A 17580-nucleotide genomic window follows, 5' to 3' on the forward strand; every position below is an offset into this window, starting at 1 on the left:
CGGCATGACTGACACCGCAACCCGCGCGACCCGCGTGGTGGCGACGCCCGGAGGCCGCAGTCGTCACAACGGCGGCGGCCCCCGGGCGGGCACCATCGCCGCCTTTCTGATCCCGTTCTTCCTCCCGTTCGTGCTGTTCTACCTGGTGCCGATCGCCTACGCGATCTGGCAGAGCTTCCTCGTCGTGCGCCGCACCGGTGGCCAGTACGGCACGTCGTACACGACCTTCGGTGGCTTCGAGCAGTACGTTCAGGTGTTCCAGAACACGGAGTTCTGGAACAGCATCGGGCGCATCGGACTGTTCGGCATCGTGCAGGTGCCGGTCATGCTGTTCATCGCGCTGATCATCGCGCTGCTGCTCGACACTCCCCTGCTGAAGCTCAAGGCGTTCTTCCGCATCGCGGCGTTCATGCCGTACGCCGTGCCCGGCGTCATCGCCGCGATCATGTGGTCGTTCCTCTACTCGCCGCAGCTCAGTCCCCTCGTCGATCTGCTGAAAGCCATCGGCCTCCAGCCCGACTTCCTCGGCCCGGGCGCCGTGCTGTGGTCGGCGGCGAACGTCTCCACCTGGCTGTGGACCGGCTACAACATGCTGATCATGTTCTCGGCGCTGCAGGCGATCCCGCAGGAGCTCTACGAGGCCGCCAAGCTCGACGGTGCGAGCAACTGGGCGATCGCGTGGCGGATCAAAGTCCCGATCATCGCTCCGTCGATCATCCTCACCACGGTGTTCTCGATCATCGGCACGCTGCAGCTCTACGCCGAGCCGGCCGTACTGCGCCAGATCTCCTCGAACATCTCGAGCACGTTCACCCCGAACATGCTCGCGTACGCGGTGGCCTCCGGGAACAACTACCAGCAGGCGGCGGCGATCTCCGTGGTCATCGCCGTCATCACCTTCGTCTTGAGCTTCGGGTTCATGCGACTGACCTCGAAGAGGGCCGGACTGTGAGCAACCAGACCCCGACCCGCGAGAGCCGCGTCAGCCGTACGGCCGCCATGGCCCTGATGTTCCTCCTGGCGATCTACTTCCTGCTGCCGCTCTACTTCCTGATCGTCGCGGCGACGAAACCGCAGGGCGACCTCGCCTCCACCTTCGGGCTGACGTTCTCGCACTTCGACCTGTTCACGAACCTGAGCACCCTGTTCACCCGCAGCGACGGCATCTTCGGGCGGTGGGCTCTGAACAGCGTGATCTACGCGGTGCTGGGCGCGGCCGTCGGCACCCTGATCTCCGCGCTGTGCGGCTACGCGCTCGCCAAGTTCAAGTTCCGGGGCCGCGAGTTCCTGTTCTCCGTCATCCTCGGCGGCGTCCTCGTCCCCACCACCGCGCTCGCGCTCCCGCTGTTCCTGCTGTTCTCGGCGACCGGGATCGTCAACACCTACCTCGCGGTGTTCCTGCCCAGCATCGTCAGCCCGTTCGGCGTCTACCTCGCCCGCATCTTCACCGCCGCCGCCGTCCCCGAGGAGATCCTCGAGTCGGCGCGCCTGGACGGCGCCGGCGAGTTCCGCACGTTCTTCTCGGTGGCGCTCAAGCTGCTGACGCCGTCGCTGGTGACCATCTTCCTGTTCCAGTTCGTCGCCATCTGGAACAACTTCTTCCTGCCGATGGTGATGCTGCAGAAGGAGTCGCTCTTCCCGATCACGCTCGGCCTCTACCAGTGGAACGGCCAGACCGCCCGTGCCCCGCTTCTCCAGGAATCCGTGATCACCGGCTCGCTGGTCTCGATCGTGCCCGTGATCATCTTGTTCATCCTCCTCCAGCGGTTCTGGCGCACCGGGCTCGCCTCCGGCTCGATCAAGTGACTCCGTACCACCGCCCCCCTGTCTCCCACGTTCCCACCAGCAGAAGGTCCCCTCTCCCCATGCAGAACTCCGCCGTCTTCGTGCCCCATTTCCACTGGGACCGGGAATGGTACGAGCCTTTCCAGGTGTTCCGGCACCGGCTTGTCACCGCTCTCGACACCGTGCTGGAGACGGCCGAGGCGAACCCGGACTTCCGGTTCACCGTCGACGGGCAGATGGCCGCGATCGAGGACTACCTGGAGATGCGGCCGGAGAACCGCGATCGCGTCGCGGCCCTGGTCGCCGGCGGCCGGCTCGCCATCGGGCCGTGGCTCATCCTGCTCGACGAGTTCCTGTGCTCCGGCGAGACCATCGTGCGCAACCTGCAGATGGGGTGGGCGGCGGCGGCGGACCTCGGGGGCTCGATGCCCATCGGCTACCTGCCGGACATGTTCGGCCACGTCGCGCAGATGCCGCAGATCCTGGCGCGCGCCGGAATCGAGCACGCGGCGCTGTGGCGCGGGGTTCCCGGCTCCGTCGACGGTCACGCCTTCCGCTGGCGCGCTCCCGACGGCTCCGAGGTGCGCACCGAGTTCCTCTTCGACGGCTACGACAACGGCCTCGACGTCCTGCTGATCCCCGACCAGATCAGGCGCGCGCTCGGCGAGTACGCGGAGATGACGGCCGAGCGGTGGGGCGGCGACCCGGTGCTCGCGATGGCCGGCACCGACCACAACGCGCCCGACCCGCACCTCGCGGCCTGGCTGCGGCGAGCGTCCAGCGACGAGCGCCCCATCACCATCGCGACGCTCGACGAGTACATCCGCAAGCATGTGCGCGACGAGGTCTCCGCCGTCGTCACCGGTGAGCTGCGCAGCCACGTGCGCGGCAACATCCTCCCGGGCGTGCTCTCCGTACGGCTCGGGCTCAAGCAGCGGATGGCCGTCGCCGAGCGCACCATCGACCACGCCGAGCGGGTGAATGCTCTGTGGTCCCGGCGCGACGACTCGCCGTTCCTCTCGCTCGCGTGGCACAAGATCATCGAGTCGTCCGCGCACGACTCGGTCGTCGGCTCCGGCACCGACGAGACCTCCGACCAGGTCGAGGCGCGTCTCGCCGAGGCCACGCACGCCGCGCGGGCGGTCCGGGACGCGGCCCTCGCCGAGCCCGCCGCCCTGGTGCCGAGCGACGGCTACCTGGTCGCCAACCCGCTGCCGTTCCCGCGCGCGGCACTGGTCGAGGTGGACGTCGTGGCCCCGCCCGAGGGAACCGTTCTGGTCGCGACCGCCGCCGACGGCTCGGCGCGTCCCGTGCAGCTGACCTCGCAGGCCCCGACCGTGCTCAGCGACGAGCGCATGGACGCCTCGCGGCTCGAACGCGTGCTGCGCCGCATCCACCGCCGCGAGCTCTTCGGCCGTCTGATCGACCACTACGAACTCACCCCGGGATCGCTCGTCTTCCACCTCGCAGAGGTGCCGGCCGGCGGACCGTTCGACCTGCTGATCCTGCGCCGGGAGGTCGCCGCCGCGGCCGCCGCGCATCCGGGTGAGTGGAGGGTGCTGACGCTGGAGGAGGCCCGCGCGACCGCGCTTGTGCCCGTGAACGTCCCCGCCTCCGGGCTTGCGAGCTTCCGGGTCGAACCGAGCGACCAGGCCGCCGTGCGGCCGACGACGTTCGCACCCGCGACGGCGACGGCCCGCGCGCTCTCGAACGGACTGGTCGAGGTCGCGATCGCCGCCGACGGCACCCTGGACGTGACCGGGACCGACGGCACCGTGCTGCACGGAGTCGGCCGCCTCGTCGACGGCGGTGACCGCGGCGACAGTTACAACTACGCTCCGCCGGCACAGGACGTGCTCGTGTCGGAGCCGGCGGAGGTCGCCGTCGAGATCCTCGAGAACGGCCCGCTGCGTTCGAGGACGCGGGTCACCCGCGTCTACGAATGGCCTGCCGCTCTCTCCTCCGAACGCGACCTGCGCGACGGCCGGACCGTGCCGACCCCGGTGGAGACCCTCGTGGAGGTGCGCGCGGGTGAGCCGTTCGTCCGCGTCTCCACGTCGTTCCTGAACTCCTCCGCCGACCACCGGCTGCGCTTCCACGTGCCGCTGCCCGAGCCGGCGTCCGTGTCCGCGTCCGCCGGGCAGTTCGCCGTCACCGAGCGTGGGCTCACCGCCGAGGGCGGCTGGGGCGAATACCCGATCCCGACCTTCCCCGCGAGCTCGTTCGTGTCGGCCGGCGCCGCCAACGTGCTGCTCGACCACGCCACCGAGTACGAACTCGTCGAAGACGGCTCCGAGCTGGCCATCACACTGCTGCGCGCGATCGGCTCGATCAGCGTCAACATCCATCCGCTCCGTGACGAGCCCGCGGCGAGCGAGATCCCCGCACCGGGCGCTCAGGATCTCGGCGTGCGCATCGAGAACCGTTTCGCCGTCGTGCCCTCGGCCACCGGCTGGCGGGGCGCGAACGCGGTCGCTCTCGCCGAGGACTTCCGCAACGACGTGCTGGTCGCCCGCGGGACCGCGCCCGCCGGGGACCGGCTGCCCGCCGACGCGACCGGCCTGCGGGTCGACGGCACGGACGTCCTCGTCTCGAGCATCCGCCGCGTCGCCGACGCCGATCGCGGCGCCGGCACCGAGATACGGCTGGCCGCGATGAGCGACACGGGATCGGCCGTCCGCGTGACCGGCGCGTTCACCGAAGCCACCACGGTCGACCTGCTCGGCCGGCCGCTCTCCGCGGCGCCGGTCTCGGACGGACTCGAACTCGCCCTCGGCCCATGGGAGATTCGAACGGTCGTGGTCCGGTAGACAGCCGTCATCAAGAAAGAGTTGTGACCTCGTGCCTTCTCACCTTTCCGCGTATGTTTCGGACACCGCACCGGGGCGGGGCGCGCTGCGCGCGGCGCGCTCGTGGCTGCACTCCGACGCCCCCTCTCTCTCGCTGAACGGGCTCTGGCGTTTCCGCCTGTCGCCGACGGTGCCGGCGGCCGAGGACTTCGCGGCCGGAGACTTCGACGACGGCGGCTGGGACGACGGCGGCTGGGACGACATCCCGGTGCCCTCCCACTGGGTGCTCCAGGGTGACGGGGCCTACGGCCGGCCGATCTACACGAACGTGCAGTTCCCGTTCCCGATCGACCCGCCCCATGTCCCGGACGAGAACCCCACCGGCGACTATCGCCGCCACTTCGACCTGCCCTCCGACTGGTCGGAGGCCGAGCGCGTCGTGCTGCGGTTCGACGGTGTCGAGTCGCTCTTCACGGTGTGGGTGAACGGTGACGAGATCGGCGGCGCGAGCGGCAGCCGGCTCGCCCATGAGTTCGACGTGACGTCGTCGCTGCGCCCGGGCGACAACGTCGTCGCCGTGCGCGTGCACCAGTGGTCGGCGGCCAGCTACGTCGAGGACCAGGATCAGTGGTGGCTGCCGGGCATCTTCCGCGACGTCACCGTGATCGCACGGCCGGCCGGGGGCATCGAGGACGTCTGGCTGCGAACCGGGTTCGACGATGGGCGCGGGCAGGTCGAGACGGAGATCACCGCCGACGCGGCGGCGTTCCCGGTCACCCTTCGCCTGCCCGAACTCGGCGTCGAGCAGGTCTGGGCGACGGCGGCCGACGTGGCCCCGTTCGACGTCGACGGTGTGGAGCCCTGGTCGGCCGAGCGGCCTCGCCTGTACGACGTCACCGTGTCGACGGCCGCGGAGAGCATCGCCCTGCGGGCGGGTTTCCGCACGGTCGAGATCCGCGGCGACCGGTTCCTGGTCAACGGCCGCCGCGTCGTGTTCCACGGGATGAACCGCCACGAGACCCACCCCGAGCGCGGCCGCGTCTTCGACGAGGAGCACGCCCGCGAGGACCTCGCCCGCATGAAGCGGTTCAACGTGAACGCGATCCGCACCAGCCACTACCCGCCGCATCCACGGCTGCTCGACCTCGCCGACGAGCTCGGGTTCTGGGTCGTCCTCGAATGCGATCTCGAGACGCACGGCTTCGACAAACTCGACTGGGCCGGCAACCCGAGCGACGACCCCGCGTGGCGTGAGGTGTACCTCGACCGCATCCGGCGCACCGTCGAACGGGACAAGAACCATCCCAGCATCGTGATCTGGTCGCTCGGCAACGAAGCGGGAACCGGGGCCAACCTCGCCGCGATGTCGGCCTGGGTCCACGCCCGCGACGCCGGACGGCCCGTGCACTACGAAGGCGACCACGCCGGCGAGTACACCGACGTCTACTCACGGATGTACTCCTCGGTGCTCGAGACCGAGCAGATCGGCACCGACGGCTCACGCGCGCCGCTGCTGAACTGCACCCCCGCGCAGGGCGCCCGGCAGCGCACCAGGCCGTTCCTGCTCTGCGAGTACGCCCACGCGATGGGCAACGGGCCGGGAGCGCTCGACCAGTACGAGGCGCTGGTGCACGAGCATCCGCGGCTGCACGGCGGCTTCGTCTGGGAATGGCGCGATCACGGCATCCTGACGACGACCCCGGACGGGACGCCCTTCTACGCGTACGGCGGCGACTTCGGAGAGGTCGTCCACGACGGCAACTTCGTGATGGACGGAATGCTGCTGAGCGACGACGTCCCGACCCCGGGCCTCCACGAGTACAAGGCGGTCGTGGCGCCGGTCCGCTTCGCCTTCGACGGCGACGAGGTCGAGATCGCCAACCTGCGGCACTCGGCCGACACGTCCGACCTGCGCTTCCGCTGGCGCGTCGAGCACGACGGGACGCTCGTGGACTCCGGGGACCTCCAGGTCCCCGTCGTCGCGGCGGGCGGGTCGGCGCGGGTGCCGCTTCCGCGGATCCCGGTGACGCGGGACGCGGAGACCTGGCTCACCGTCGACGCGATACTGGCGGCCGGGACCGCCTGGGCCCCCGGCGGGCATGTGATCGCGACCGCCCAGCTGGACCGTTCGACGCCTCGTCCCGCGCCTGCCGTCCGGCACCGGACCGACTGGCGGCGGAGCGACGGAACGCTGACGCTGGGAATCGCCGAGTTCGCCGGCGGGTCCCTCGTGCGTCTCGCCGGCCGCGCGGTGGCGGGCCCGCGGCTGGAGTTGTTCCGCGCCCCCACCGACAACGACGAAGGCGCGTCCCAGGAGGTCGAGGAGAGCGACGCGAGTATCGCCGGGGTCTCCAACGCCGAGCTGTGGCGTCGCGACGGTCTCGACCGGCTGACCACGCGGCGCCTGTCCGTGGAGCGCACCGCGGACGCCCTGCGGACGACCTCCAAGGTCTCGGCGGCGAACTCCGCCCTGTCGGTGATCGTGGAGTCCGTCTGGTCGCTTGAGGGCGACGAGCTCGAACTGCGTGTGGAGATCGAGCCCTCGAGGGGCTGGGCGACGGTGTGGCCGCGGATCGGGATCCGTTTCGATCTGCCCGACGGCGCGGCCCCCGTCGACGGCGCCGAGTGGTTCGGTCTCGGCCCGCTGGAGTCCTACCCCGACAGTCTCCGCGCGGCACGCACCGGCCGCTTCTCCTCCGCCGTCGGCGACCTCTCCGTCGGCTACGCGCGACCCCAGGAGACCGGGCACCGCTCCCGGCTGCGGCAGCTGACGCTGACGAGCGCCGGCACCGAGGTGCTCCGCATCGCGGCGTTCCCGGACACGCGCGGGCGCCGCCCCGGCTTCACGCTCAGCCGCCACACCCCACAGCAGATCGCACAGGCCGGACACCCGTTCCAGCTTCCGGATTCGACGACGAGTCACCTGATCGTCGACGCGGCCCAGCACGGGCTCGGCTCACGGGCCTGTGGCCCGGACGTGTGGCCCGAGTTCGCGCTTCGCCCCGAGGCTCGCACGATCAGGCTGCGCATCGCGGCGGGCTAGCCACGCGGTCCACCGCGTCCACGGCGCCACTGGGGAGCGGGCGAGCCGTACGCCGCCCGCTTCCCGGTCGCGCGGCGGCGCCGCGGCCGATCGAGACGCCCCGCCCGGCTCTCGGCGAGCCGGGCGGGATCTCGCGCGCGAGCATGACATTAAGACAGTATGTCAGGACAAAGTATTGACGTAGTATGTGGTCATCGGGCACGCCACCCCCCATCGTCGGATGCCGGAACAGGCCTCATGCCACAGCGGGCACGACCCAATCACGTATCGAAATGGGGATCACGAATGCGCATCGGGCTAGCGGGCGCCGGACGGATAGGCGCCTTCCATGCCAGGACCCTGGCGGCTCTCGACTTCGTCGACGAGCTCGTCGTGACGGACGCCGACCTCGGGGCGGCCAAGACCCTCGCCGACGAGCTCGGGGCCGACGTCGCCCCGGACACCGAGGCGCTGCTCGCGTCGGGCGTCGACGGCTTCGTGATCGCCGCGGCCACCCCCGCCCACGCACCGCTTTTGCGTCAGAGCATCGCCGCGGGGGTGCCCACCTTCTGCGAGAAGCCGGTGGCCTCCACTCTCGCGGAGACCATCGGCCTGGCCGACCTCGTCGCGTCCACCGGCGTGCAGGTGCACGTCGGCTTCCAACGACGGTTCGACGCCGGCTACCGGCGGGCGCGCGCCGCGGTGGAGTCCGGGGAGCTCGGGTTCATCCACAGCATCAGGGCCAACACCCACGACCAGGCCCCGCCGCACGCGTCCTACGTCCCGACCTCCGGCGGCATCTTCCGCGACTGCAACGTGCACGACTTCGACATCCTCCGGTTCGTCACCGGGCGGGAAGTGGCCTCCGTCTACGCGACGGGCGCCAACAAGGGCGCCGACTTCTTCTCCGCGGCCGGTGACGTCGACACCGCCGGAGCCCTGCTGACCCTGGACGACGGCACGATCGCCTTGATCTCCTCGACCCGCTACAACGGCGCCGGCCACGACGTCCGCATGGAGGTCCACGGCGAGAAGGGCACGATCGCCGTCGGGCTGGACCACTCGCTGGCGATGCGCTCCGCCGAGGAGGGCGTCGACTTCCCCAGGGGTCCCCAGAAGTGGTCGTTCATGGAGCGCTTCCTCCCCGCGTACCAGGCCGAGCTCACCGCGTTCGCGGAGGTCGTCCGCGGCGAGCGGACCTCCCCCTGCACCGTCCGCGACGCGCTCGAGGCCTCCCGCATCGCCGAGGCGTGCGAGCTCTCCCGGGCGGAGCGCAGGCCCGTCGCCCTTTTCGAGATCAAGGGAATCTGAGGACATGACCGCTGTGAGCACCGCAAGCATCCCGTCGTCGGGCGACCGCCGCCCGGTGGCCGATCGCGTCGCCGGAGCGCCCATCTCCTGGGGCGTCTGCGAGGTCCCCGGCTGGGGGTTCCAGCTCGAACCGGACACCGTGCTGCGCCAGATGCGCGAACTCGGCCTGAGCGCCACCGAGTTCGGCCCGGACGGCTTCCTGCCCGACGACCCCCAGGCCAAGGCGGCGACGCTGGCCGGCCACGGGCTGAAGGCGGTCGGGCAGTTCGTCCCCGTGATCCTGCACGACCCGGGCCACGACCCCCTCCCCGAGGTCGAGCGCGCCATGGAAGGGCTGGTCGCGGCCCAGGCCTCCACCGTCGTCATCGCCGCCGCCACCGGCCAGGAGGGCTACGACGACCGCCCGGTCCTCGACGACTCCGGCTGGTCGGCCCTGCTGGGCAACCTCGACCGCATCACCGACGCCGCCGCGGCCCACGGGCTCGTCGCCACCCTGCACCCCCACGTCGGCACGATGATCGAGAGCGGCGAGGAGACCGAGCGGGTGCTCACCGGCAGCCGCGTCGGCCTGTGCCTCGACACCGGGCACCTCCTCATCGGCGGCGGCGACCCCGTCGCCATCGCCCAGAGCAACCCCGGGCGGATCGTCCACACCCATCTGAAGGACGTCCGGGTCGACTGGGCCAGGCGCGTGCGGTCCGGCGACGTGACCTACACCGAGGCCGTGGCCGGCGGCATGTACGTCCCGCTCGGCGAGGGCGACGTCGACATCAGCGCCATCGTGGCCGCGCTCGAAGGCAGTGGGTACGCGGGGTGGTACGTCCTCGAGCAGGACACCATCCTCACCGGCCCGCCGGCCGCCGGAGGCCCGGACCCGGTGGCGGACGTGCGGGCGAGCATCGCGCACCTGCTCGCCGTGGCGGGCGACCCGAGCACCGCGGGGGCATGACCGATGGCCCCAGCGGCATACGATCTCGTGGCCATGGGCCGGGTCGGGGTGGACATCTACCCGCTCGACTCCGGCGTGGGTCTCGAGGACGTCGAGCGCTTCGGGAAGTTCCTCGGCGGCAGCGCGACCAACGTGACGGTGGCCGCGGCCCGGTACGGACACCGGTCCGCGATCATCACGCGCACCGGCCGGGACCCGTTCGGCCGATATGTCCACCGGGCGCTGCGTGACTTCGGCGTCGACGACACGTTCGTCACGGAGGTCGACGGCCCGCCGACGCCGGTGACCTTCTGCGAGATCTTCCCCCCGGACGACTTCCCGCTGTACTTCTACCGCTACCCGACCGCCCCCGATCTGATGATCGAGGCGGAGGAGCTCCCGCTCGACGCGATCCGTGAGGCGTCGGTCTACTGGGCCACCGTCACCGGCCTGTCCCAGCAGCCGTCGCGCACCGCGCACTTCGCCGCCTGGGAGGCCCGCGGACGGCGGTCGCACACCGTCCTCGACCTCGACTACCGGCCGATGTTCTGGCCGGACCGCGACGAGGCCGCCGTACAGGTCGGCAGGGCCCTCGACCACGTCACCGTGGCCGTGGGCAACCGCGAGGAGTGCGAGGTCGCCGTCGGAGAGACCGAGCCGCAGCGCGCGGCGGACGCCCTGCTCGAACGCGGGGTGGAACTGGCGATCGTCAAGCAGGGCCCCAAGGGCGTGCTCGCCGTGACCGCCGACGAGCGTGTCGAGGTCCCCCCCTTCCCCGTCACGGTCGTCAACGGCCTCGGCGCCGGGGACGCCTTCGGCGGCGCGCTCGTCCACGGGCTGCGGAGCGGGTGGGATCTGCACCTCATCCTGCGGTTCGCCAACGTGGCCGGCGCCATCGTCGCCTCGAAGCTCGAGTGCTCCAGCGCGATGCCGTACGAGGCCGAGGTCGAGGCCGTCCTCGCCGGCCAGGAACATGAGGTGGAACGATGACGACGACGTCGAGCCGGACCGGCATCGCCGAGCTGACCGAGATCCGGGTGCGCGAGCCCCGGCGGATCGCCGAAGGGTGGGCCGCGAGGCGACGCCGCGAGCTCGTGGGCGAGGACGGCCGGCTGCTCATCGTGGCCGCGGACCATCCCGCCCGTGGCGCACTCGGCGTCCGCGCCGACCGCCGTGCGATGGCCTCGCGCAGCAACCTGCTGGAGCGCCTGGCCACCGCGCTGTCCCGCCCGGGCGTCGACGGCGTGCTCGGCACCCCGGACATCCTCGACGACCTGCTGCTCCTGGGCGCCCTGGAGGGCAAGGTCGCCATCGGTTCGATGAACCGGGGCGGTCTGCAGGGTTCGGTCTTCGAGCTCGACGACCGGTTCACCGCCTACACCGCCGAGGAGATCGCGGCCAGCGGTCTCGACGGCGGCAAGATGCTGACCCGGATCTGCTACGGCGACCCCGCGACCGTCGCGACGCTCGAGGCGAGCGCCCGCGCGGTCACCGGTCTGGCCGAGCGGGGCGTGATGGCGATGGTGGAACCCTTCCTGTCCGTCCGCCAGGACGGCCTCGTGCGGAACCTGCTCGACCCCGACTCGACCATCACCTCGATCCACATCGCGGCGGGGCTCGGTGCGACGAGCCGGCACACCTGGCTGAAGCTGCCGGTCGTCGACGAGCTGGAGCGGGTCATGGACGCCACCACGCTGCCGACCCTCCTGCTCGGCGGGGATCCGAGCGGGCACCCCGACGAGACGTACGCCGCGTGGGGCCGTGCGCTCGACCTGCCCGCGGTGCGCGGGCTGGTCGTGGGGCGGGCGCTGCTGTTCCCGCCGGACGGCGACGTGGCCGCGGCGGTCGACATCGCCGCGGGTCTCGTGCACGGGAGGCGGCCGTGAGCGACAACGGACGCTGGGTCCACCCCCTCGGGACGGCCGCCTCGGGCGAGTTCGAGGTGTCGATCGACGACGCCCTGGACGGGTGGACGCACACGAGCCTGCGGGTGACCACGCTGGAGCCGGCCGGTCAGGTGACCGTCGACACCGGCGACGACGAGGTCCTCGTCGTTCCCCTGCGGGGAGGCGCCGAGGTCACGGCCGTCGACCACGCGGGTGAGCGGCACGAGGCCCGGCTCACCGGGCGGGAGAGCGTCTTCGCCGGTCCGACCGACGTCGCCTACGTGCCGCGCGGGTCGCGCCTCACCGTGCGCAACCCCGGCGCGGACCGGGTGAGGGTCGCGCTCTGCGGCGCGAAGGCGGCCAAGCGGCAGGTGCCGCCGCCGTTCCGGCACGTGGCCGTCGCCGACGTCCCCGTCGAGCTCCGCGGCGCCGGTACGGCCTCGCGCGAGGTGCGCAACTTCGGCGTGCCGCAGGTGCTCGACGCAGACTCGATCATCGCCTGCGAGGTCGTCACCCCGGCCGGCAACTGGAGCTCCTACCCGCCGCACAAACACGACGAGGAGCGCGAGGGTGTCGAGACCGAGCTTGAGGAGATCTACTACTTCGAGGTCGGGACCGAGCCCGGCGGCCCGGCCCGGGGCGCCGATCCCGTCGGCTACCAGCGGGTCTACGGCACGGACGCGCGGCCCATCGACGTGCTCGCCGAGGTCCGCTCCGGTGACGTCGTCCTCGTGCCGCACGGGTGGCACGGCCCGGCGATGGCGCCTCCGGGTTACGACCTCTACTACCTCAACGTGATGGCCGGTCCCGGCGCGACCCGGGCCTGGCTGATCTGCGACGACCCCGCGCACGGATGGGTGCGGGAGTCGTGGGCCCGGCAGGACGTCGACCCCAGGCTTCCGATCGGAGGATCGCGATGACCGCGACCGCGGGGACGGTGCGCCTGACCGTGGGCCAGGCCGTCGTCCGGTTCCTTGCCAACCAGTGGAGCGAACGCGACGGGCGGCGGCAGAAATTGTTCGCCGGCTGCCTCGGGATCTTCGGGCACGGCAACGTCGCCGGGATCGGCCAGGCGCTGCTGCAGAACGAGCTCGCCGGCGGCGAGGAGCGCCTGCCGTACGTGCTGGCCCGCAACGAGCAGGCGATGGTCCACACGGCGGTGGCCTACGCCCGGCAGAAGGACCGCCTGCGGACGTGGGCCTGCACCGCGTCCGTCGGCCCCGGTTCGACCAACATGCTCACCGGGGCCGCGCTCGCGACCGTCAACCGGCTCCCGGTGCTGCTCCTGCCCTCGGGCACGTTCGCGACCCGGGTGGCCGGGCCGGTGCTGCAGGAGCTCGAGGCCCCGTACGCCGCGGACGTCACCGTCAACGACGCCTTCCGCCCGCTGTCGCGCTTCTTCGACCGGGTCAACCGGCCGGAGCAGCTGCCCTCGGCGCTGCTCGGCGCCATGCGGGTGCTCACCGACCCGGTGGAGACCGGGGCGGTGACCGTCGCTTTGCCTCAGGATGTGCAGGCGGAGGCGTTCGACTGGCCGGTGGAGCTCTTCGCCGAGCGGGTCTGGCGGGTGGCGCGGCCCCTGCCCGAGGCCGTCGACATCGCCGACGCCGCCACTCTCATCCGCTCGGCGCGGCGCCCGCTCGTGGTCGCCGGGGGCGGGGTGCACTACTCCGGCGCGGAGGACGCGCTGCGCGCGTTCAGCGAGGCGACCGGGATCCCGGTCGGCGAGAGCCAGGCGGGCAAGGGCTCGCTGCCGCACGAGCACCCTCAGGCGATGGGCGCCGTCGGCTCGACGGGCACGACCGCCGCCAACGCCCTCGCCGTGGAGACCGACGTCGTCATCGGCGTCGGAACGCGTTACAGCGACTTCACCACCGCCTCGCGCACCGCCTTCCAGGACCCGGACGTCCGCTTCGTCAACATCAACGTCGCCCGCTTCGACGCCGGCAAGCTCGCGGGCCTGTCGGTCGTGGCCGACGCCAGGGAGGCGCTCACCGCGCTGACCGCCGCCCTGGACGGGTACGCGGTGGAGCCGGCGTACCGCGCCCGGCAGGCGGAGTTGTGGCGGGACTGGGACGCCCGGGTGGAGGCGGCCCACAACCCGCCCGTGGAGGTCACCGACGCGCTCGCCGACGGCGTGCTCACCCAGGGCACCGTCCTCGGCTGCGTCAACGAGCTGTCCGACCCGAGGGACGTGGTGGTGTGCGCGGCCGGCTCCATGCCGGGAGACCTGCACAAGTTGTGGCGGGTCCGCGACCGCAAGTCCTACCACGTCGAGTACGGCTTCTCCTGCATGGGCTACGAGATCCCCGGCGGCATCGGCGTACGGCTGGCCGACCCGGACAGGGACGTGTTCGTCCTGGTGGGCGACGGCTCCTACCTGATGATGCCGACCGAGCTGGTCACCGCGGTGCAGGAACGACTAAAGATCATCGTCGTCCTGGTGCAGAACCACGGCTTCCACTCCATCGGCTCGCTCTCGGAGTCGCTCGGGTCGCAGCGGTTCGGCACCGCCTACCGCTTCCGCGACGACGCCACCGGCCGCCTGGACGGAGAGCGGCTGCCCATAGACCTCGCCGCCAACGCCCGGAGTCTCGGCGCCACCGTGATCGAGGCGCACAGCCGCAAGGAACTCGAGCAGGCGATCAGGGACGCCAAGGCCGCTCCCGCGGACGGCGGCCCCGTCGTCATCCACGTCGAGACCGACCCCACCGTCCACGCTCCGGACAGCGAGTCCTGGTGGGACGTCCCGGTCAGCCAGGTCAGCGATCTCGACACCACGCGGCGGGCCCACGACGCCTACACGGCGCACAAGGCCACTCAGCGCCCCTACCTGGCACCGACGGAGAGGACCGGCCGGACCGGCCGATGAGCGGGCCGGCGCGAGGCCGGCCGTCCTCTTCGGCGCGGGGTCAGCCGTCCTCCAGGCGGAATCCGACCTTCATCCCGACCTGGAAGTGGCCCACCTCGCCGTCGACGATGTGCCCTCTGACCTCCGTCACCTCGAACCAGTCGAGGTGACGGAGGGTCTGCGAGGCGCGCCGGATGCCGTTGCGCACCGCGCCCTCGATACTGTCCCCCGATGTTCCGACTATCTCGGTCACCCGATACGTTCGATCTGTCATCACATCTTCCTGCCCCGGAAGCCATGACCGTATGACCGTTCGCATCCATCTGATCCGAGGTCTAAATTGGGAACTGTGAGGGGATGGCTCAGACGACCGGTAGTGCACCGGGTGACCGATGCCAAACCGTCCCTGAGCGAAGACATCGGTAAGCGGGAGAAGAGCTACTTCATCAAGATGGGGATCCGGCTGATCTGCCTGGTCCTCGCTTTTACCGTGCCCGCTCCACTGCCCGTGCGCCTGCTGCTCTTCGCGGGGGCGATCTTTTTACCATACGTTGCCGTGATCGGGGCAAACGCACCCCAGCAGGGGCCTTCACATGGTCCTGACGTGGAAGATTCGGGACAAAGTGAGATTCCACGCCACCGACGCGAGATCGGGTCGTGACTAAGTCTTGACGCATCTCAGGGGTTGTAGGTGTACGCTTTAGCCAAGTGCCCTGGTCCCCCGTCGGGGCACTGGTGCCGGCGTTCCGGGCCCCCGTCGGAACGCCGATGAAGCGGCGCCGGGTGGTTTGCCCCCGTAACCACCCGGCGTTGCCTTTTCCCAAACTTTTACTTTCTCCTGACAGACCTTTACTTGTCGCCCATCGTCTCCGTGGTCGCCTGTTCCCAGTTGTGCGCCAGCGTGGTCAGCCGTTCCACGGCGTCCGGCGGCGCCGTACCCGCTCCCTGGGCGAGCCCCAGCAGATACGCCGTCAGCGGCGCGGCCGGGCGGGCAACCCCGTGTGCGACCTCCTTCGTCAGGTCGAGCAGCTCATCCCGATCGATCTTCGCGGGATCGACGCCCAGCTCCCGGCAGACCAGCGCGGTCCACTCCATTAGCACGTTCAACTCTCACTCCTCGTCCGCGGTCGCGATCGTCTCGCGTTCCCGCCGTTTTTCACGGCCCTCGCTCAGTGCCCGTACTTCCGCTCTGGAACCCGGCTCACCGTCCCGGGCACGCCGCAGATCATCCAGGGTGTCGCAATCGAACCACGGTTCTCCGGTGAGATGCAGCTTGACCGGGGACAGCGGGGCGAGCAGCCCGTGCAGCGACCGCTCCTCGTAACCGGCCAGCGCCCGCACGAGGCTCGCCGTACGCCAGACTCCGGCGAGCCACTGCTCCCGGCCGTCGTCGTCGACGAGAACCGCGCCCGTCGCGGCTTCCACCGGGTCACCGCCCGGACCGCCATCGCCCGGACCGCCACCGCCCGCCGCCTCCAGCAGCGCCGACACGTGCTCGGCGGTCAGGAACGGCAGATCGGCCGCGAGCAACGCCACCCAGGGCGCGCTCACCTCGGCCAGTCCGGCACGCAGCGCGGGGACCGGACCGCCGCCGGGCGGATCCTCCCGCCGGAAGATCGCGTGCGGCAGCCCCGGGCGGATCGGCCCGACGACGATCAGCCTTTCCGCGTCCGCCACCGCCGCGGCCACCGTCTCGATCAGCGAACGGCCCAGGACGCGCAGGGCGGGCTTGTCCTGCCCTCCGAGCCTGCTCGCGCGTCCGCCCGCCAGGACGCAGGCGTCATAGCGGGAACTCATCCGCCGATGGCAGACATGGGGCGGGCCGGCTGCAGGAAGGCCGGGTCGTCGATGCCGTGCCCGGCCTTCTTGATCCGGACCGCGGCCAGCCAACGCTCGGCGAGCTCGTCGTCACCCGCGCCCGAACGCATCGCGGCCCGCAGGTCGGACTCGTCGGTGGCGAACAGGCAGTTGCGGATCTGCCCGTCGGCGGTGAGCCGTACCCGGTCGCAGGCTCCGCAGAACGGCCGGGTGACCGAGCCGATCACTCCGACCCTGGCCGGCCCTCCCCCGACGAGGAACAGCTCGGCCGGGGCGCTGCCGCGCTCCACCGGATCGTCGTCGGTGAGCTCGAAGGCGTCCCGTAATCTGGCGAGGATCTCATCGGCTGTGATCATGTTTTCCCGGCGCCAGCCGTGCTGGGCGTCCAGCGGCATCTGCTCGATGAACCTGAGCTCGTATCCGCGCTCCAGGCAGTAATTGAGCAGCGGCACGGCCTCGTGGTCGTTGATCCCCCGCATCAGCACCGTGTTGATCTTGACGGGGCGCAGTCCGGCGGCGTCGGCCGCCGCCAGCCCCTCCAGCACGTCGGTCAGCCGGTCGCGGTGGGCGAGCGTCTTGAACGTCTCACGGTCGAGGGTGTCGAGGGAGACGTTCACCCGGTGCAGGCCCGCCTCGGCGAGCGCGGCGGCCGTACGGCTCAGCCCGATGCCGTTGGTGGTCAGCGAGACCTGCGGGGCGGGACGGAGCATGGCGGTGCGGGTCACGATGTCGACCAGCTCCCGGCGGAGCAGGGGCTCGCCGCCGGTGTAGCGGACTTCGGTGATGCCCAGCCGTTCGACTCCGATGGTCACCAGCCGGACGATCTCGTCGGCGGTGAGCAGCTCGGGCTTCGGCAACCATTCGAGGCCCTCGGGCGGCATACAGTATGAACAGCGCAGATTACAGCGGTCCGTGAGGGACACCCGCAGATCAGTCGCCACACGGCCAAACGAATCCTGCAACATGGGCGTCACCTCCCATTCGGCTACCGATTCAAATAGGGGGCCAGCCTACGGCCAGCCCCCTGCCCGGCCCAAAACGCGGGCTCCATCTTCAAACAACATCATTTGCCGATGGTTGATTCCTTGAGAAGACGATCCATCAGCCCTTGATGTGGATGAGCCGCCTGAGGTGAGCGCGGATCTCGCCTCGGTGGTCGGCCACGAGCGGGCGAATCCAGGATGAAACCC

15 protein-coding genes are annotated in these 17580 nt (G+C 71.0%); 11 read left to right on the plus strand and 4 right to left on the minus strand.

The window, feature by feature from the left end; all coding sequences use genetic code 11:
- Nucleotides 1-4 precede the first annotated feature (4 nt).
- The 10 genes from J2853_RS18215 (at nucleotide 5) to iolD (ending at nucleotide 14593) form a co-directional block, all read left to right on the plus strand.
- Entirely contained in the window at nucleotides 5-952 is a 948-nt protein-coding gene (locus J2853_RS18215) for a carbohydrate ABC transporter permease (RefSeq protein ID WP_307559482.1), read from the plus strand.
- Complete coding sequence (locus tag J2853_RS18220; protein WP_307559484.1) at nucleotides 949-1806, plus strand: carbohydrate ABC transporter permease; 858 nt, start codon at nucleotides 949-951, stop codon at nucleotides 1804-1806. The genes J2853_RS18215 and J2853_RS18220 overlap by 4 nt, the downstream gene beginning before the upstream one ends.
- Before the next feature lie 59 nt (nucleotides 1807-1865).
- Complete coding sequence (locus J2853_RS18225; RefSeq protein ID WP_307559485.1) at nucleotides 1866-4595, plus strand: glycoside hydrolase family 38 N-terminal domain-containing protein; 2730 nt, start codon at nucleotides 1866-1868, stop codon at nucleotides 4593-4595.
- A gap of 31 nt (nucleotides 4596-4626) precedes the next feature.
- Nucleotides 4627-7617 (plus strand): glycoside hydrolase family 2 TIM barrel-domain containing protein, encoded by a 2991-nt coding sequence (locus tag J2853_RS18230; protein ID WP_307559487.1) that lies wholly within the window; start codon nucleotides 4627-4629, stop codon nucleotides 7615-7617.
- Between the two features lie 285 nt (nucleotides 7618-7902).
- Complete coding sequence (locus J2853_RS18235; protein WP_307559489.1) at nucleotides 7903-8907, plus strand: Gfo/Idh/MocA family protein; 1005 nt, start codon at nucleotides 7903-7905, stop codon at nucleotides 8905-8907.
- 13 nt (nucleotides 8908-8920) lie between these two features.
- On the plus strand, nucleotides 8921-9856 hold the full coding sequence (locus J2853_RS18240; RefSeq protein ID WP_307559491.1) for a sugar phosphate isomerase/epimerase family protein: 936 nt from the start codon (nucleotides 8921-8923) through the stop codon (nucleotides 9854-9856).
- 3 nt (nucleotides 9857-9859) lie between these two features.
- Entirely contained in the window at nucleotides 9860-10825 is a 966-nt protein-coding gene (gene iolC / locus J2853_RS18245; RefSeq protein WP_307559493.1) for a 5-dehydro-2-deoxygluconokinase, read from the plus strand.
- Nucleotides 10822-11721 (plus strand): Cgl0159 family (beta/alpha)8-fold protein, encoded by a 900-nt coding sequence (locus tag J2853_RS18250; RefSeq protein WP_307559494.1) that lies wholly within the window; start codon nucleotides 10822-10824, stop codon nucleotides 11719-11721. The genes iolC and J2853_RS18250 overlap by 4 nt, the downstream gene beginning before the upstream one ends.
- Complete coding sequence (iolB, locus tag J2853_RS18255) at nucleotides 11718-12641, plus strand: 5-deoxy-glucuronate isomerase (protein ID WP_307559496.1); 924 nt, start codon at nucleotides 11718-11720, stop codon at nucleotides 12639-12641. The genes J2853_RS18250 and iolB overlap by 4 nt, the downstream gene beginning before the upstream one ends.
- Nucleotides 12638-14593, plus strand: a complete 1956-nt coding sequence (gene iolD, locus J2853_RS18260; RefSeq protein WP_307559498.1) for a 3D-(3,5/4)-trihydroxycyclohexane-1,2-dione acylhydrolase (decyclizing) — start codon at nucleotides 12638-12640, stop codon at nucleotides 14591-14593. The genes iolB and iolD overlap by 4 nt, the downstream gene beginning before the upstream one ends.
- Before the next feature lie 40 nt (nucleotides 14594-14633).
- On the opposite strand, the gene J2853_RS18265 is transcribed toward iolD, so the two are convergent.
- Nucleotides 14634-14846: a dodecin gene (locus J2853_RS18265; RefSeq protein ID WP_307559500.1), complete on the minus strand. Its 213-nt coding sequence runs from the start codon at nucleotides 14844-14846 to the stop codon at nucleotides 14634-14636.
- A gap of 111 nt (nucleotides 14847-14957) precedes the next feature.
- On the opposite strand from J2853_RS18265, the gene J2853_RS18270 reads away from it, so the two are divergent.
- Nucleotides 14958-15233 (plus strand): DUF3099 domain-containing protein, encoded by a 276-nt coding sequence (locus J2853_RS18270; protein ID WP_307559502.1) that lies wholly within the window; start codon nucleotides 14958-14960, stop codon nucleotides 15231-15233.
- A gap of 188 nt (nucleotides 15234-15421) precedes the next feature.
- Here J2853_RS18270 and J2853_RS18275 read toward each other — a convergent pair whose 3' ends face one another.
- From J2853_RS18275 to moaA, 3 genes are read right to left on the minus strand one after another with little or no spacing between them, the layout of a single operon-like run.
- Nucleotides 15422-15673 carry a DUF6457 domain-containing protein gene (locus J2853_RS18275; RefSeq protein ID WP_307568720.1) on the minus strand — a complete coding sequence of 84 codons (252 nt, stop codon included), beginning with the start codon at nucleotides 15671-15673 and terminating at the stop codon, nucleotides 15422-15424.
- A 9-nt stretch (nucleotides 15674-15682) separates the two neighbouring features.
- Nucleotides 15683-16369, minus strand: coding sequence for a molybdenum cofactor guanylyltransferase (gene mobA, locus J2853_RS18280; RefSeq protein ID WP_307559503.1), 687 nt, complete (start codon nucleotides 16367-16369; stop codon nucleotides 15683-15685).
- Nucleotides 16366-17355 (minus strand): GTP 3',8-cyclase MoaA, encoded by a 990-nt coding sequence (gene moaA / locus J2853_RS18285; RefSeq protein ID WP_307559505.1) that lies wholly within the window; start codon nucleotides 17353-17355, stop codon nucleotides 16366-16368. The genes mobA and moaA overlap by 4 nt, the downstream gene beginning before the upstream one ends.
- Between the last annotated feature and the right edge of the window lie 225 nt (nucleotides 17356-17580).

Source organism: Streptosporangium lutulentum, from assembly GCF_030811455.1.
Lineage (GTDB): Bacteria > Actinomycetota > Actinomycetes > Streptosporangiales > Streptosporangiaceae > Streptosporangium > Streptosporangium lutulentum.

Excerpts from the sequence above, each read along its gene's own strand:
- mobA (WP_307559503.1), bottom strand. The coding sequence starts at position 16,369 with ATGAGTTCCCGCTATGACGCCTGCGTCCTGGCGGGCGGACGCGCGAGC.
- iolD (WP_307559498.1), top strand. The coding sequence starts at position 12,638 with ATGACCGCGACCGCGGGGACGGTGCGCCTGACCGTGGGCCAGGCCGTC.
- moaA (WP_307559505.1), bottom strand. The coding sequence starts at position 17,355 with ATGTTGCAGGATTCGTTTGGCCGTGTGGCGACTGATCTGCGGGTGTCC.
- J2853_RS18235 (WP_307559489.1), top strand. The coding sequence starts at position 7,903 with ATGCGCATCGGGCTAGCGGGCGCCGGACGGATAGGCGCCTTCCATGCC.
- J2853_RS18225 (WP_307559485.1), top strand. The coding sequence starts at position 1,866 with ATGCAGAACTCCGCCGTCTTCGTGCCCCATTTCCACTGGGACCGGGAA.
- iolC (WP_307559493.1), top strand. The coding sequence starts at position 9,860 with ATGGCCCCAGCGGCATACGATCTCGTGGCCATGGGCCGGGTCGGGGTG.
- J2853_RS18250 (WP_307559494.1), top strand. The coding sequence starts at position 10,822 with ATGACGACGACGTCGAGCCGGACCGGCATCGCCGAGCTGACCGAGATC.
- J2853_RS18265 (WP_307559500.1), bottom strand. The coding sequence starts at position 14,846 with ATGACAGATCGAACGTATCGGGTGACCGAGATAGTCGGAACATCGGGG.
- J2853_RS18215 (WP_307559482.1), top strand. The coding sequence starts at position 5 with ATGACTGACACCGCAACCCGCGCGACCCGCGTGGTGGCGACGCCCGGA.